The 14,237-nt window shown below is 58.8% G+C and carries 13 protein-coding genes; 7 read left to right on the top strand and 6 right to left on the bottom strand.

Translation table 11 applies throughout. The features are described from left to right. Positions 1-5: 5 nt before the first annotated feature. Complete coding sequence (locus ACJO3M_RS17590) at positions 6-497, top strand: CDP-archaeol synthase (RefSeq protein WP_407002691.1); 492 nt, start codon at positions 6-8, stop codon at positions 495-497. A gap of 3 nt (positions 498-500) precedes the next feature. Here the strand turns inward: ACJO3M_RS17590 and ACJO3M_RS17585 are convergent, their stop codons facing one another. After that, the gene (locus ACJO3M_RS17585) at positions 501-1,475 is read right to left on the bottom strand and encodes a metallophosphoesterase (RefSeq protein WP_407002690.1); all 975 of its coding nucleotides are present in this window, start codon (positions 1,473-1,475) and stop codon (positions 501-503) included. A gap of 117 nt (positions 1,476-1,592) precedes the next feature. Here ACJO3M_RS17585 and msrA point away from each other — a divergent pair, with 117 nt between their 5' ends. Both msrA and msrB read left to right on the top strand, forming a co-directional pair. Continuing rightward, positions 1,593-2,237, top strand: coding sequence for a peptide-methionine (S)-S-oxide reductase MsrA (gene msrA, locus ACJO3M_RS17580; protein WP_407002689.1), 645 nt, complete (start codon positions 1,593-1,595; stop codon positions 2,235-2,237). 10 nt (positions 2,238-2,247) lie between these two features. Continuing rightward, on the top strand, positions 2,248-2,676 hold the full coding sequence (msrB, locus tag ACJO3M_RS17575; RefSeq protein ID WP_407002688.1) for a peptide-methionine (R)-S-oxide reductase MsrB: 429 nt from the start codon (positions 2,248-2,250) through the stop codon (positions 2,674-2,676). Positions 2,677-2,698: 22 nt separating this feature from the next. On the opposite strand, the gene sorU is transcribed toward msrB, so the two are convergent. The 4 genes from sorU to nhaD form a co-directional block, all read right to left on the bottom strand. Continuing rightward, positions 2,699-3,028, bottom strand: coding sequence for a SorU family sulfite dehydrogenase c-type cytochrome subunit (sorU, locus tag ACJO3M_RS17570; RefSeq protein ID WP_407002687.1), 330 nt, complete (start codon positions 3,026-3,028; stop codon positions 2,699-2,701). 59 nt (positions 3,029-3,087) lie between these two features. After that, positions 3,088-4,314 (bottom strand): SorT family sulfite dehydrogenase catalytic subunit, encoded by a 1,227-nt coding sequence (gene sorT, locus ACJO3M_RS17565; RefSeq protein ID WP_407002686.1) that lies wholly within the window; start codon positions 4,312-4,314, stop codon positions 3,088-3,090. A 217-nt stretch (positions 4,315-4,531) separates the two neighbouring features. Next, on the bottom strand, positions 4,532-5,503 hold the full coding sequence (locus tag ACJO3M_RS17560) for a calcium/sodium antiporter (RefSeq protein WP_407002685.1): 972 nt from the start codon (positions 5,501-5,503) through the stop codon (positions 4,532-4,534). 9 nt (positions 5,504-5,512) lie between these two features. After that, on the bottom strand, positions 5,513-6,763 hold the full coding sequence (nhaD, locus tag ACJO3M_RS17555; protein WP_407002684.1) for a sodium:proton antiporter NhaD: 1,251 nt from the start codon (positions 6,761-6,763) through the stop codon (positions 5,513-5,515). 294 nt (positions 6,764-7,057) lie between these two features. On the opposite strand from nhaD, the gene mqo reads away from it, so the two are divergent. The 4 genes from mqo to ACJO3M_RS17535 all read left to right on the top strand — a co-directional run bounded on the left by mqo (position 7,058) and on the right by ACJO3M_RS17535 (position 13,537). Then, on the top strand, positions 7,058-8,539 hold the full coding sequence (gene mqo / locus ACJO3M_RS17550; protein WP_407002683.1) for a malate dehydrogenase (quinone): 1,482 nt from the start codon (positions 7,058-7,060) through the stop codon (positions 8,537-8,539). Positions 8,540-8,862: 323 nt separating this feature from the next. Further along, complete coding sequence (locus ACJO3M_RS17545) at positions 8,863-10,893, top strand: hypothetical protein (protein WP_407002682.1); 2,031 nt, start codon at positions 8,863-8,865, stop codon at positions 10,891-10,893. A gap of 45 nt (positions 10,894-10,938) precedes the next feature. Next, the gene (locus ACJO3M_RS17540) at positions 10,939-12,600 is read left to right on the top strand and encodes an acetolactate synthase large subunit (protein ID WP_407002681.1); all 1,662 of its coding nucleotides are present in this window, start codon (positions 10,939-10,941) and stop codon (positions 12,598-12,600) included. A gap of 46 nt (positions 12,601-12,646) precedes the next feature. Further along, entirely contained in the window at positions 12,647-13,537 is an 891-nt protein-coding gene (locus ACJO3M_RS17535; protein WP_407002680.1) for a hypothetical protein, read from the top strand. Positions 13,538-13,568: 31 nt separating this feature from the next. On the opposite strand, the gene ACJO3M_RS17530 is transcribed toward ACJO3M_RS17535, so the two are convergent. Continuing rightward, positions 13,569-14,231, bottom strand: coding sequence for a carbonic anhydrase (locus ACJO3M_RS17530; RefSeq protein ID WP_407002679.1), 663 nt, complete (start codon positions 14,229-14,231; stop codon positions 13,569-13,571). Positions 14,232-14,237 lie beyond the last annotated feature (6 nt).

Below are 14,237 nucleotides of genomic sequence, written 5' to 3'. Positions count from 1 at the left end.
GGAGGTTGACTGACTTGATCCTTGCGCTGGAGCTGTTCGTGATGTTGGTGCTGGCTAACGGCGCCCCAGTGGTCGCGAGGAAACTGTTTGGTCATCACTGGTCGGCTCCGGTCGATGGTGGCCGGCTCTGGCGCGATGGGTACCCGCTGTTGGGAAAGAGCAAGACCTGGCGTGGCGTGGTCGCCGGTACGGTCAGTTGCGGCCTGTTCGCCATGGTGGTGGGGCTCGGGGGGATATTTGGCTGCCTGTTCGGATTACTGGGACTGGCCGGCGACATGATCAGCAGCTTCATCAAGCGGCGGCGCGGACTGGAATCCAGCGCCCGGGCACTATGGCTGGATCAGATACCGGAGGCAGCATTGCCAATGGTCTTGGCGCTCCTCTGGTTGCCCCTGGGAATATGGACGTCCATTTCGGTTGTGGTGATGTTTACGCTGTCCAATATTCTGTTGTCGCCGTTGCTCTACCGCCTGGGTATCCGCCGTCATCCTCACTAACGTTCATTCCGGGCCCCGGGTCAGGGTATGAATGGTGACCTCCGGCGGGCAGTTAAGCCGCACGTTGATCACCGAAGTGCCTGATCCCGGCGAGGTATAACCCTGCATGCCGTTCATCCGCCATAATCCGCGCCCCAGGGCTCTCGGGCAGTCAGAATCAAGGGTGACGGGAATGCCTCCGGGCAGGCAGATTTGCCCGCCATGGGTATGGCCGCAGAGGAAAATATCGTATCCGGCGTGCGCGGCTTCCCGGAAAATTTCCGGGGTGTGGCTCAGCAGGATGCTGATATTGCCAAGGGGAATATCGTCGCCGGCCCTGTGCAGGTTGTGGACCTTGTAGAAGTGGGCATCATCCACGCCGGCCAGGTAAATGGTTTCTCCGTTGAGATGAATCGGAACATGCTCGTTCATCAGCAGCCGGTAGCCCATGTCCTCCAGGGCGGGAACCATCCGGATACTGTCGTGGTTTCCCAACACGGCGTAGGCGTCACCCTGGATGGCATCACGGAGTTGTGCCATGCCTTCCAGGGCTTCGTCCACCGGCCCCCAGGTCAGCCGCCGGTAATCGCCAGTCAGCACACACAGGTCGTATTCCAGTGAGCTGATGCGGTCAATCACTGCCTGCAGGTTGGCTTCGTCCATATCCACATGCAGGTCGGTCAGGTGAAGGATCCGGTAGCCCTCGAAGGATTCCGGCAGATCCGGAATATGAAAGTGGTTGCTGGTGGTGTTCAGGCGCCGGCTGTTATTCTGTCCCCGCCGGAACAGACCGACCATTTGCAGGCAAAAGCGGATAAAACCGGGCGCTGACGTCAGGTTCTCCAGGTGAAATGACTTGTAATTGGGACCGAAGACCCTGGCCTCAGCTTCTCGCTCAATCCCCAGCCTCTGGCGGGCATGGACGGGACCGAGCCGAAGGCTCAGGCGGTACTCCAGCAACTCATCCTGACTTTCTGGTGTATGTGCCCTGGCGGTCATGGCCGAATCCTGCGCTGCGCGTGTTGGCAAACCCTTAACCTCATTATGGTTGGCTTCCGGAGTGTTGCAACCGAAGTGATACAATGTTCATGTTTCACCAGACAAGCAGAGGCGATTATGACGACATCATGCAATATTCCGGGGCTGGAAGTGCCGCGCAGCCGGTTCCCCGATCCGGAACAGGATCTGAGCAACGATTCTTCCGCAGCGCACATTGTACTGGCGGGTGGTTGCTTCTGGTGTGTGGAGGCGGTTTTCCTGGCGATGGACGGGGTGACGCACGTTGAGTCTGGTTATGCCGGCGGTAGTGCTGACACGGCGAATTATGAGGCCGTATGCGGTGGACAGACCGGTCATGCCGAAGTGGTGGATGTTCATTACGATCCGTCCAGGGTCAGCTTTGGTCAGTTATTGAAAGTATTCTTCTCTGTGGCCCACGACCCGACTCAGTTAAATCGACAGGGCCATGATCGCGGAACCCAATACCGGTCCGCTGTGTTCTATGAGACGCCAGAGCAGAAGCGTGTGGCTGACGCTTACATTCGCCAACTGGATGCCGCCGGAGTCTATCCGGAGCCCATCGTTACCCGGCTGGAGCCGCTGGAGGCTTTCTACCCGGCCGAAGCCTACCACCAGAACTTCGCAGCCCAGAATCCCTTCCAGCCCTACGTCATGGCGGTCGCCGCACCGAAGGTGGAGAAGCTGGTGAAGTCCTATGGCGATTACCTGAAACCCGAATACCGTGACGACAACAAAGCCTGAGGAGGTTGCCATGAGTGTTTCCAAAGCGGGGTACGACCTGACGCCACTGACGCCGTCACAGGTCGATGAGATGTCAGCGGATCTGTCGGTGGAAGAGCGCCGGGTGCTGCTCGACCACGGTACCGAGCATCCTTTCTGCGGGACGTTGCTCGACAATAAGAAAGCGGGCGTCTATCACTGCCGGCTGTGTGACCTGCCGCTGTTCAGTTCCGATTCCAAGTTCGATTCCGGTACCGGCTGGCCCAGTTTCTTTCAGCCCTTCGATCCGGACCACATCCGTTACATTGAGGACAACAGCCTCGGCATGACCCGCACCGAGATTCGGTGTCCCAGGTGCGACAGCCACCTTGGGCACGTGTTTCCGGACGGGCCACCGCCCAGCGGACAGCGTTACTGCCTGAACTCCATTGCGATGGTGTTCCGGGATAACGGTCATTGATCGGGGGCCGGGCCCGCGGCTGCTACTCCCCGGCGTTGCCGGTGACAGTGGCAACGTAGTAGGCCACGGCCTCGATGTCATCCCCGGACAGGCTGTCCTCATACCCCGGCATGACGCCAACACCGGCCCTGACGGCTTCGCGTACCTGTTTCGGGGATGGTTTGAGTTCATCGAGATTGGGACCGATGGCGCCGGTTGCCCCGGCATCCTCAAGCGTGTGGCATATGGTGCAGGATGGCTGTGCCTGTTCCGTGAATATTTTTTTGCCTTGCTCTGCCCGTTTGTCCTCCGCGAATGCGGAGGTACTGGTGATCAGCAACAGGGCGGTGGCGAATGCGGCGGTTCTTGTCATGGTTCGGTCCTGACCGATTGAACAGTCGCGGCAGCGGGGCCCCGCTGCCGCATCAAGAGTCAGCTGACGGCGACGGTAACGCCGTGATCCTTCCAGCCGTTGTGGCCATAGCCGCGCTCGTTATCGGTACGCTCCTCGGGTTGGGTGTGGCCCTCCGCATCGGTGGCGCGGCTGACAATGCGGTGTTCCCCGGGCTCCAGGTCCGCTGCCAGCACAAATGGCCGCCAGGCAAAGGGGCCCAGATCCGGGCCGAGGAAGCGGGCGTTTTTCCAGTTCCTGCCCCCATCCACGGATACTTCTACCTTATCAAGCGCCACGGTTCCGCCGAAGGCAACGCCATAGATCATATTGCGCCCCTTGTGACCAGTCTCGAGTGGCGCGGTGACCCAGGACTTGACGTTCATTTCCCACATTGAGGGCTGGTCCGGAGCGCCTTTGACACCGACATCCCGGATCCGGTAGCCCGAGGCCTGAATCTTGGCTTCGGTCTGGGCTTCCGTGAGAGCAATGCTCTTCACGTATTTGACATTGTTGACGCCGTAGTAGCCCGGGACCACCATGCGCAGGGGGCCGCCGTGGGTGATGGGCAGGGGTTCGTCGTTCATTTCCCAGGCCAGCAGGGCTGTTTCCAGCGCTTTGACTGGGACGGAACGCTCGACCACTACGGTTTTTGGATCCAGCCCATCGGGCAATGCTTCGCCACCGGTGCTGGTAATGTATTGGGCGCCCTCCGCGGGGCCGCCCAGGGCTTCCACCACGTCTTTCAGTGGAACACCGGTCCAGAGTAGGCAACCGGCAGCGCCGACGCTCCATTGTGTGCCGCCAGCGCCGTGAGGGAAGAAAGCGCGACCGTTACCGGAGCATTGCAGCACCGAAGCGACCGTAGCCACCCCCATCTGTTTGAGTTCGCCTACGGTCAGCGTTTTCGGATTTTTTACACCTTCTATGCGGACTTCCCAGGCGTCTGCGTTGGCAGTGACTTCATCGGAAGGGGCGGGCAGGTTGTTGCGAACGAACAGGCGATCACTGGGGGTGACCACACCACTGCCGATAGCGCCCCGCACGGTTTCCATGGTGTTGGTGCTGTGTACGATCAGGGCGCTGCGTTCTTTCCAGGCGGCATAGTCCGGCAGGGATTTTGGCTCATCCGCCCTGGCGAGAGGGATAAAGCCCAGTACGCTGACAGCGGCCATGGCACCCGCGCTACCCATCAGCATCCTGCGCCGGCCGGGGTTATCCGGTCCGGGATCATCATGGCCCCGCCGGATCTCTGGTGCATTGCTCATAGTCCGTCTCCTTGGAGTGAATGGTCGAGAAGTGTGCACGCTAACCCAGGCTGAATATCCGGGTTGTATCCTGATTACTTATAGGATTTGATTAAAAAATGATCAAGCCGGGCGGAGTATAATTTGTCGTCATAACTGGCCGAGGCGCGTGAACGCCCGGAGGAACTTCTGGGGAGGGGGGGAAGCCGCCTGAAATCGCGGCTTCACCTCTTTGGGGTCAGCTGATGATGGTGGAGGCCAGATAGCCGGTGTAGCTCACGTAGACCACTAACAGCAGTGCGCCATCGAGGCGGCTCACCAGTTTGCGTTTTCCGGTCAGTCCCACGGCCATCAGCAGCAACCCGAAGGTGAGTGCTGCCATCAGGGTCCAGTCACGGTAGAGAACTTCCGGATCAACGGCCAGGGGTTCGATGACTGCGGCCAGGCCGACCACCGCCAGCGTGTTGAAAATGCCCGAGCCCACAATGTTGCCAAGAATCAGGTCGTGTTCGTTCTTCTTGACGGCCGCCAGGGCTGACGCCAGTTCCGGCAGCGAGGTGCCGATGGCAACAATGGTGAGGCCAATAATCAGGTCGCTGACACCCAGGGCCTGGGCGATGGTCACCGCACCCCAGACCAGCATCCGGGAGCTTATGATCAGCAGCACCAGGCCAACCACCAGCCATATCAGGGCGACTTTCAGCGGCATGGGATGGGCAATGAGTTCCGCATCGGTGTCGCCGACCAGGCTGTCGTCTTTACCCTTGATGCCCTGGTAGATTGACCAGCCCATGACGGCGGCGAACACGCCCAGCAGTACCCAGCCATCCAGGCGGGTCAGCTGTCCGTCCAGCAGTTGGACGCCGGCGATGGCGGTCAGTACCAGGAGCAGTGGCAGTTCCTTGCGAATCACCTGGGAGTGCACCGCGATCGGCGCGATGACGGCGGTCAGACCAACGATCAGGGCGATGTTGGTGATGTTGGAGCCATAGCCGTTACCCAGAGCCAGCCCGGGATTACCGTCAGCGGCCGCCATGGCAGACACGGCCAGTTCCGGCGCGGAGGTACCGAAACCGATGATCACCATACCGATCAGCAACGATGGCATACCCAGATGCTTGGCGGTAGCCGCCGCGCCTTCGACAAAACGGTCGGCACTCCAGACCAGGAGAACCAGACCGGCAATAATGGCTCCGATTGCCATCAACATAGATCAACCTCAGTGAATGAAACGACCCAGCATGAATACCCCCGCGTAACCAAGGGTGTACGCCAGTAAAAGGTGGCCAAGATACCGCATATAGGTGGCAAAGGTCAGCCCGGGAATTTTGCTCATGGCTACGATCCCCGCGGCCGAACCGATCACCAGCAGTGAGCCGCCCACGCCAACGGCATAGGTCAGCCCCATCCATTCGCCCGCACTCATCTCGATTCCGGACTTCAACAGGGCAGCGGTCAGGGGCACGTTGTCGATGATGGCGGAGAAAATCCCCATCAGGTAGTTGGCTGCAACCGGCGGCAGCACGTCGTAGATGGCGACCAGTGACTGCAACGCGTGAATCTCCTTGAGCATACCGACCAGCAACAGGATGCCGAGGAAGAACAGGAGGGTTTCAAACTCGATCACGCGGATGTATTCCAGGATCGGATCCAGATCGCTGTCATCACTCATGAAGCGGGACACCAGGAACATGACCGAGAGGCCGAAGAGGAACGTCAGCACCGGCGGAATACTGAACAGGGCATTGCCCGTGATGGTGCCGATGATGGTCAGCAGAAACAGGACGCCGATCACTGCATCGACCGGTCGAACGGTGTTGACGGAAGTCGTCAGAGTCACCGTTCCGGTCAGCCCTCTCGACATAAAGATGGCGAGAATGAAAACCGTGATGGATGCCGGAATGGCAAGGGTCAGCAGGGTCAGGATTTCCACCTTGTCCGCCAGGAAGATCATCAGTGTGGTGACGTCGCCGGTGATCAGCGATACGCCGCCAGAGTTCACTGCAAACACGACGAGAGTGGTGAACTGTATGCGCTTTTTCAGTTCCAGATTGAGCGAAAGGATCAGTGAACACGAGACTAAAGTGGCGGTGATATTGTCCGCCAGGGACGAGAAAATAAAACAGAAAAGGCCGGTCAGAAACAGCAGTTTTCTTTCGCTGACCTGTTTCGGCATGATCAGGTATACGACATTTTCGATCATGCCTTTCTTGTTCAGGTAGGCGACAAACGTCATGGCGGCTACCAGGAACAGCCATAGCCCGGCAATTTCAGCGATGCTTTCCGCCAGTCCGGCCGAGATAGCCGCGGTTTCCTCAGAACTTGCGCTGAACAGGAACAACAGCACCCAGCACAGCGTACCGAAGAACAGCGTAATCTTGGCTTTGTTGACGTGAATGACGTCTTCGAAAATGACCCCCAACAAGGCCAGGATGGCCAGAAAAATCAGTACGGACTCAAGACCGGGCATACGACATCCTGAAAATGGGTTGTGATCAATGCGGGCGCATTTTAGACGTTTGCACCGCCGTCGGCCACTGTTCGCTGGTACCTGTGTCTGTCGGATGGCTTCTGGTAAGGAGTGCAATACACATCTGTTGACTATCACATTTTATTATTGGGGCAAAAACCGGGATAATTGCGCCACATATTCGGACAGGAAGCCTTCGCCGGGCCCGAATCGAGTTGCCCTGCAGGCTTCCCAAAGACCTCTTTGCTGATCGTGGAGAGGTGACAGGCTCAAAACCAAGCAGGGTGAAGACCAATGGCCGTAAGACAGGCAGATGTAGTGCTGGTCGGTGGGGGCGTCATGAGCGCAACCCTCGGCATGATGCTCAGGCAGCTGGACCCATCACTGGACATCGTCATGGTGGAACGTCTCGATCACGTTGCCCATGAAAGCACCGATGGATGGAACAACGCAGGCACCGGCCACGCCGGGTACTGTGAACTGAATTACACCCCCGAAACAGAAGATGGCGATGTGGCCATTGAACGGGCGCTTCAGATCAACTCCTCCTTTGAAGTGTCGCTGCAGTTCTGGTCCTACCTGGTCGAGCAGGGCAAATTGCCGGAACCGAAGTCGTTTATTAACCGCACGCCTCACCAGAGTTTCGTCTGGGGTGAAAAAGACGTGGCCTTCCTCAAGCGCCGCTTCGAGAAGCTCAGCGCCCATCACCTGTTCCGGGAGATGGAATACACCGAATCCCCGGATGACCTGGCCGAGTGGATGCCGCTAGTCGTCAAGCACCGCGATCCCATGCAGCCAGTGGCGGCAACGCGGATCAAGCATGGTTCGGACGTCGATTTCGGCTCTCTCACCCGCAGCATGGTCAAGTACCTGGAAAGCACGCCCAATTTTGAGCTGATGCTCAGCAGCCCGGTTCACTACCTGGCGAAGCGGGACAATGGCCGCTGGAAAGTGCGGGTGAAAGACCAGAAGACCGGTGAGGTCAAGAAACTGGAAGCCGGTTTCGTATTCCTGGGCGCCGGTGGTGGCGCCCTGCCGATGTTGCAGAAGTCCAACATTGACGAGGCTCGCGGTTACGGCGGTTTCCCGGTCAGCGGCCAGTGGCTGGTCTGCCAGGAACCGGAGGTCGTCAAACAGCATCACTCCAAGGTGTACGGCAAGGCGCCGATCGGTGCGCCGCCGATGTCGGTGCCACACCTGGATACCCGCATCATCAACGGCGAGCCGGCCTTGCTGTTCGGGCCATTTGCCGGGTTCACCACCCGTTTCCTGAAACAGGGCTCGATGTTTGACCTGTTTGGATCGGTGAAGCCCACCAACCTGCGCCCGATGTTGTCGGTGAGCCGGACCAATATGGACCTGACCCGTTACCTGATCGGTGAGGTGTTCCAGTCCCACTCTGAGCGTGTGGCGTCCCTGCGCAATTTCTTCCCGGATGCCAAAGAGGAAAACTGGAAGCTGCAGAGCGCTGGCCAGCGGGTACAGATCATCAAGCAGACGCCGGACGGTGGCGGTAAGCTTGAGTTCGGCACTGAAATCGTGGCAGCGAAGGACGGCTCTCTGGCGGCCCTGCTGGGCGCATCCCCTGGCGCCTCCACCGCGGCACACGCGATGATTGACGTCATCGAGCGCTGTTTTTCAGACAAAATCAAGACCGCTGAGTGGCAGGAGCGAATGAAGGAAATGGTGCCCTCCTATGGTCAGTCACTGGTCGATGATGAGCCATTGCTCAGGAAGGTGCGGGACAGAACGCTGACAACGCTGCAGTTGGGCTGATATACATAATTGTTCTAAAAGCCGCGAAGAGCACCACAAATACTGGTTCAGTTACCCGTGTTTGCGGTGCTTTTCGCGTTTTCTCAGGGCCAGAATATTTGCCATTTGCACTGAAACCTCTAGCTTAGTAGGTACATCCCCTGAAAGGAGGTGCGCCGTGAGTGAGCAAGCGTTTATTCCGGATAAAGGGTCGATCGCTCCTTCGGTGAATCCCCCTAGGTGATGCGGGATCTACTTAAACATCAGGAAGAACTGGATTTCTATGTATAATTCCATCAGGAATTACCAACAGTGGGTCTGGTTCAGGCCCTGAGGAAGACAGTTTGAGCGACTCCGACGCTGGCAACTCTGTACCGGCCGTCAACTTTGAAACGCTTGTCCAGAGACTGGATGAAGCGATTGAAGGGCTGGAAGGCTGCCCCCCCTTTGCCAAACCTGCAAAGTTACCCGAGCTGTTTGATATCGTCCGCCGGGTTTTGTTGCAGCCGGGGGGCTGCGCAGTCATGGTCGCGCGGGCGGAATGGCTGGAGAATGCCGGTGTCTTCCTGGGCACTGACTGGGCAGAACCCTCTATTCTTTTACCGTTTCTGACCACCAGTGCCCTGCAAAGCCCCCAGGCGGATACCGTCATCATTGAGTCCATCAGTGAGTTGCGATTGCTGGCGGTCGCTAAAGGGGACTTTTGGCACCCTTCCGTATCTTCGGAGCAGGCCCATCATTACCTGACTCAGGTGCTGGCCCTCAATCTCAGCCTGCTGTTCGGCGAGGGTGGCGAGGCTGAGCGTGAACAGGGCGAGCTGGCCCTGATCAGCCGCGGGGTCATCCAGCACGTGGCCACTGAAATCGGCTACGAGCATGTCATCGACCGGCTGATAGAGGAAATCTGGCGTATTCTCCAGCAACGCCCGATTCAGGTCACCAGCGTTCGGCGAATGATTACCCAGATCGCCCTGTGCCGGATTGACCCGACTATTGACCTTGGTGGCGCGGGGCAGGGCGCGGAGCGCCTGATTTCCAGTCTTTACGGCCCGACCCAGGCCTGTCGTGAAGACCCGGGCATCCCGATCTACGAGGAACGGCTGCAGTCCATGGACACCGTGGCGCTGCAGGGCGAGGCCACCGGCTTTGCCCGCTCCATGCACGACACCGGACTGGTGTCCCCTTACCACGCAGCGTTCGTAAGACACATTCTGGAAAAACAGGACACTCTGCTGACCGAGGCGCTTGGGCTCTCCAGCACCGGGCGTGACTGCCTGTTGTGCTACCGGGAGCTGGTGCACGAGCTGGTGACCGAAGGCGTCTTTCCTGAGACAGCCCAGGGGTTGTATGGCCTGGCGCTGTTACTGGAGCGGGGCATTCTCTATCAGCCACCGGTTGCACCGGCATTGTGGCGGCAGGCGTTGCTGGCGATCTGTCCCGAGGCGCGTGAGCGCATCCAGCTGGCTTATGGTTATTCTCCGCAACCGAAAGCCTGGCTGATCCAGGGGGTATTGAACATGCTCGGCCAGCCCCTGGGCGTAGGTCAGGGCAATAACCCCACCTGCCAGTCGGCCCGGGCATTGTCCATGTGGGCGTACAACGATCCCGACTATCTGCTGCAAATGGTCGCCTGGGCGGCGCGGGATAATGAAATTATCATGCACTTCGAGGGCAAACCGGTCTCATCCGCTGACAGTAGAGGCGGAGTTGCTTCGATGGTCACCCTGGACCTGGACCCTGTATCCCTGGTGGTGGTCCCGCATCTGGATCGCATCTACGCGGAAATGGGGCGCCTGTGTATTGGTCGCCCGGGGGATCCCCACCAGTGGGTGAACCCGGAATTCCATGGTTGGTCGGCTGGCCGTGGTTTTGCCATCAATGTGGACGTGGCGACCGGTAAGCTTCAGGATCTCGAAGGCTTTTTGCGCCATTTCTATGCCAGCTACCATCCGTTCTACAATGGGAACCAGCCGCTGATCCATCCGCAGCCAGCCGGCATGGCCATTACTGACAGCGCTGCGCGATTTATCGGGTGGCACGCCATTACCATCCTGCGGGTTACCCTGGACCCGGAAGATGTGATGCGGGTGTACTTCTTCAATCCCAACAATGACAGTGGACAGAACTGGGGTGACGGCGTGGTGGTCAGCACTGCCCGCAAGGGCGAGCGGTTCGGTGAAGCCTCTCTGCCGCTTGAGCAATTTGCGTCGCGGCTGTATATCTTCCATTTCGACCCCCTGGAGCGTGGCGAGCCGGCGGGTGTTAGCGAAGAAGAACTGCAACGGGTGATCGAGCGGGTACACAGCAGCTGGGGGCGTGACCGGATACCGGATGATATTTCATTACAGGCGGAGCCCCCGCCGTCCGAAGCGTAAGCAACCTATAAAAGACTCATCGGATCAGGAGATTGAAAGACCGCCATGGCCAAAGACAACCTCAACGGTGCCGAAATCTTTGTGCGTGCGCTGGAGAACGAAGGCGTGCGATACATCTTTGCCGTTCCCGGTGAAGAGAACCTGGACCTGCTGGAAGCGCTGCGGGAATCGAATATTCAGCTGATTCTCAACCGCCATGAGCAGGCGGCCGGATTCATGGCGGCGACCTATGGCCGGCTGACCGGGCGCGTTGGGGTGTGCCTGTCGACCCTTGGCCCGGGGGCGACCAACCTGGTCACCGCAGCTGCCTACGCCCAACTGGGCGCCATGCCCATGATGATGATCTCCGGGCAAAAGCCGATCAAATCCTCCAAACAGGGGCTCTTCCAGATCCTCGATGTGGTGGACCTGATGCGCCCGCTGACCAAATATACGCGCCAGATCAGTAACGCCAACACGGTTCCCGCCAAAGTCAGGGAAGCATTCCGGCTGGCCGCGGAAGAACGCCCCGGTGCGGTTCATCTGGAGTTGCCCGAGGACATTGCCTCTGAAATGACCGCGCCGGACACTCACATCTTCCAGCCCAACGACGCCCGCCGTCCAACCGCCAGCACCAAGAGCCTGGAAATGGCCTGCGAGATGATCCGCAGCGCCCGACGCCCGCTGATCATGATCGGCGCCGGAGCCAACCGAAAGCGGGTATCCCAGGCGCTGATTCACCTGGTCAATACCAGCAACATTCCATTTTTCACCACCCAGATGGGCAAAGGGGTAGTGGATGAGCGCCACCCCCGTTATCTGGGCAACGCCGCACTCTCCGCCGGGGACTTTGTGCACTGCGCCATCGACCATGCGGATCTGGTCATTAATGTGGGTCACGATGTGGTGGAAAAGCCGCCGTTTTTCATGAAACCCGGTGGCAAACAGGTCATCCACGTCAACTTCAGCGCTGCCGACGTGGACCCGGTGTACTTTCCCCAGCACGAAGTGGTGGGGGATATCGCCAACAGCGTCGAATACATGGCCGAACATTGCGGTCCTTGTGAGAATCACGATTTCAGCCGTTTTATGGAGGTGAAGGCCTCGGTCGACGAGCACCTTGCATCCTGCAGCGAGGACCCGCGGTTCCCGATCATTCCCCAGCGCATTGTCCACGACGTTCGGCAGGTCATGCCGGAAGACGGCATCATTGCCCTCGACAACGGCATGTACAAGCTCTGGTTTGCACGTAATTATCCGGCCTATGACAACAACACCGTGCTGCTGGACAATGCCCTGGCGTCCATGGGCGCGGGCCTGCCCAGCGCGATGATGGCCGCGATGCTCTATCCCGACCTGAAAGTAATGGCGGTGTGTGGTGACGGCGGTTTCATGATGAACAGCCAGGAGCTGGAAACCGCCGTGCGCCTTAACCTGAACCTGGTGGTGCTGATTATTAACGACAATGCCTACGGCATGATCAAGTGGAAGCAGTCCCAGGAAGGCTTTCCGAATTTCGGCCTGGACTACGGCAACCCGGATTTCGTGAAATATGCGCAATCCTACGGAGCCACCGGACACCGGGTGGCCCGCACGGAAGACCTCCGGCCCACCCTGGAATCCGCTCTGTCCGCCGGTGGCGTGCATCTGGTGGATGTGCCGGTGGATTACAGTGAGAACAAGCGGGTATTCGATGAGGAACTGGCGGAGCTGACCTGCAACCTGTAACCGGTGTATGATCGGCAACCCGATCAGTCATCAGAGGAACGGTTGAATGGTTCGCTCCGCGTTGAAAGTTTTAGTCTGGGTGTCCGCGGTCATTCTGGTCGCCGCCTGCAGCAAGCCCAACACCCCGCAAGACGTCGCCTCCGCCTTCTGGCAGGCCATGGCCGACAACGACACCAGCGATGTGGTGGAATATTCCACCCTCGACGGTGACTCTGGCTTCGACAGTTACGAACGTGATTGGGTTGACGTGGTGCCCTCTTATGGTCGCGTGGTGATTGATGGCGCTGAGGCTTCCATTGTTACCCGGTTGCCGGCTGAGAACGCCAGTGGCAATGAGCGCCGGGAAGTGATGACGTATCTGGTCGAGCAGCAGGGGCAATGGCTGGTGGATTACGAACGTACCGGTGAAGCCATCATGAATCCGTCCCCATTCAGCAGTCTGATGGGGCAGCTCAGTGAGATCAGCGACCGCATCACAGAAAGCTTCTCGTCTTCCTCGGATGATATGGAACGGCGCATGAGCGACCTCGCCCGCGAGCTTGAGGCTTACTCCAACGATGTAGCACGCCGCGCTGACGAGGTCATCAACGAATACGGTCAGGTACTCCAGGACTCCATGGAAGAGCTGGAGGAATCCGTTAACCGGGCGCTGAAAGAAAACCGCCAAGCTCCGGAAGGCGATCGGAAAACTCTCGAACAGGCCGCTAAGGATCTGGAAAATGGCAGTGCAGAGCTGACCGACCCGACGCTGGAAGCCCTGGCCAATGCGACCCGCACCCTGACTGAAACCGGCCAGAGGCTCGCGAACGTGAGCAGCGAATCCTTTGAGCGCAACCGGGATGAATGGGCAGCGAAGCTGCGGGAGATCCGTGAACATTCCGAAGAGTTTTTTCAGGATCTGAGAGACAGCCTGAGATCGGAAAACGAGGCGGGGTAGGGCCCCGCCAACGTCAATGGTTTCTCAGGTCTCAATCTTTGACGCGGTTGATAATGTCGGCATAGAAGTCATCGAACTTCTTGAATTCCAGACTGTCCTGGCCGCAACATCGGATTTCGCCGGATTTGATGTCGTATACCCAGCCGTGAATCTGCACCTTTTGGGTTGCCAGCTTGGCTGCCACCGCTGGATGCGTGCGCAGGTGCTGGACTTGCTGCAGCACGTTCTCCTCAATTGCCTCATTCAGGTACTGGCTGTCAAGGCAGGCGTCGGTGGCAATGTTGTGGCGTTCCCGGACAATTTCCATGGCTGAGCGGCAGTGCCCCAGCCATTCCTTGACGTGAGGCAGCCCTTTCAGTGCCCCGACATCCAGCGCGCCTTTGATCGCGCCGCAGTCGGTATGGCCACAGACGATGATGTGACGGACCTTGAGCACCGCCACCGCGTATTCGATGGAGGCGGTCATGCCCCCGGTCTCGTTACTGTGGGGCGGGATGATGTTGCCGGCGTTGCGGCAAATGAACAGATCCCCCGGGCTGGATCCCGTCAGCAGGTTGGGATCGATACGCGAATCCGAGCAGGTAAAAAACAGCACCTCCGGGTTCTGGCCGTCTGCCAGGGCACCGAACAGGTCCTTACGTTCCGGATAGACATTTTCCCGGAAATCCAGCACACCGCGAACGATATGTTCCATGTTGAA

It is taken from the genome of Marinobacter alkalisoli, assembly GCF_045449795.1.
In the GTDB taxonomy this organism is placed as follows: domain Bacteria; phylum Pseudomonadota; class Gammaproteobacteria; order Pseudomonadales; family Oleiphilaceae; genus Marinobacter.
The sequence above is the reverse complement of the archived record's forward strand: the minus strand, read 5'-3'. Positions and strand labels throughout refer to the sequence as shown.

What these genes read in the sequence shown, in the direction of transcription:
- ACJO3M_RS17585 (WP_407002690.1), bottom strand. Translation starts at nt 1,475, where the DNA reads ATGACCGCCAGGGCACATACACCAGAAAGTCAGGATGAGTTGCTGGAG.
- msrA (WP_407002689.1), top strand. Translation starts at nt 1,593, where the DNA reads ATGACGACATCATGCAATATTCCGGGGCTGGAAGTGCCGCGCAGCCGG.
- msrB (WP_407002688.1), top strand. Translation starts at nt 2,248, where the DNA reads ATGAGTGTTTCCAAAGCGGGGTACGACCTGACGCCACTGACGCCGTCA.
- sorU (WP_407002687.1), bottom strand. Translation starts at nt 3,028, where the DNA reads ATGACAAGAACCGCCGCATTCGCCACCGCCCTGTTGCTGATCACCAGT.
- sorT (WP_407002686.1), bottom strand. Translation starts at nt 4,314, where the DNA reads ATGAGCAATGCACCAGAGATCCGGCGGGGCCATGATGATCCCGGACCG.
- ACJO3M_RS17560 (WP_407002685.1), bottom strand. Translation starts at nt 5,503, where the DNA reads ATGTTGATGGCAATCGGAGCCATTATTGCCGGTCTGGTTCTCCTGGTC.
- nhaD (WP_407002684.1), bottom strand. Translation starts at nt 6,763, where the DNA reads ATGCCCGGTCTTGAGTCCGTACTGATTTTTCTGGCCATCCTGGCCTTG.
- mqo (WP_407002683.1), top strand. Translation starts at nt 7,058, where the DNA reads ATGGCCGTAAGACAGGCAGATGTAGTGCTGGTCGGTGGGGGCGTCATG.
- ACJO3M_RS17540 (WP_407002681.1), top strand. Translation starts at nt 10,939, where the DNA reads ATGGCCAAAGACAACCTCAACGGTGCCGAAATCTTTGTGCGTGCGCTG.
- ACJO3M_RS17535 (WP_407002680.1), top strand. Translation starts at nt 12,647, where the DNA reads ATGGTTCGCTCCGCGTTGAAAGTTTTAGTCTGGGTGTCCGCGGTCATT.
- ACJO3M_RS17530 (WP_407002679.1), bottom strand. Translation starts at nt 14,231, where the DNA reads ATGGAACATATCGTTCGCGGTGTGCTGGATTTCCGGGAAAATGTCTAT.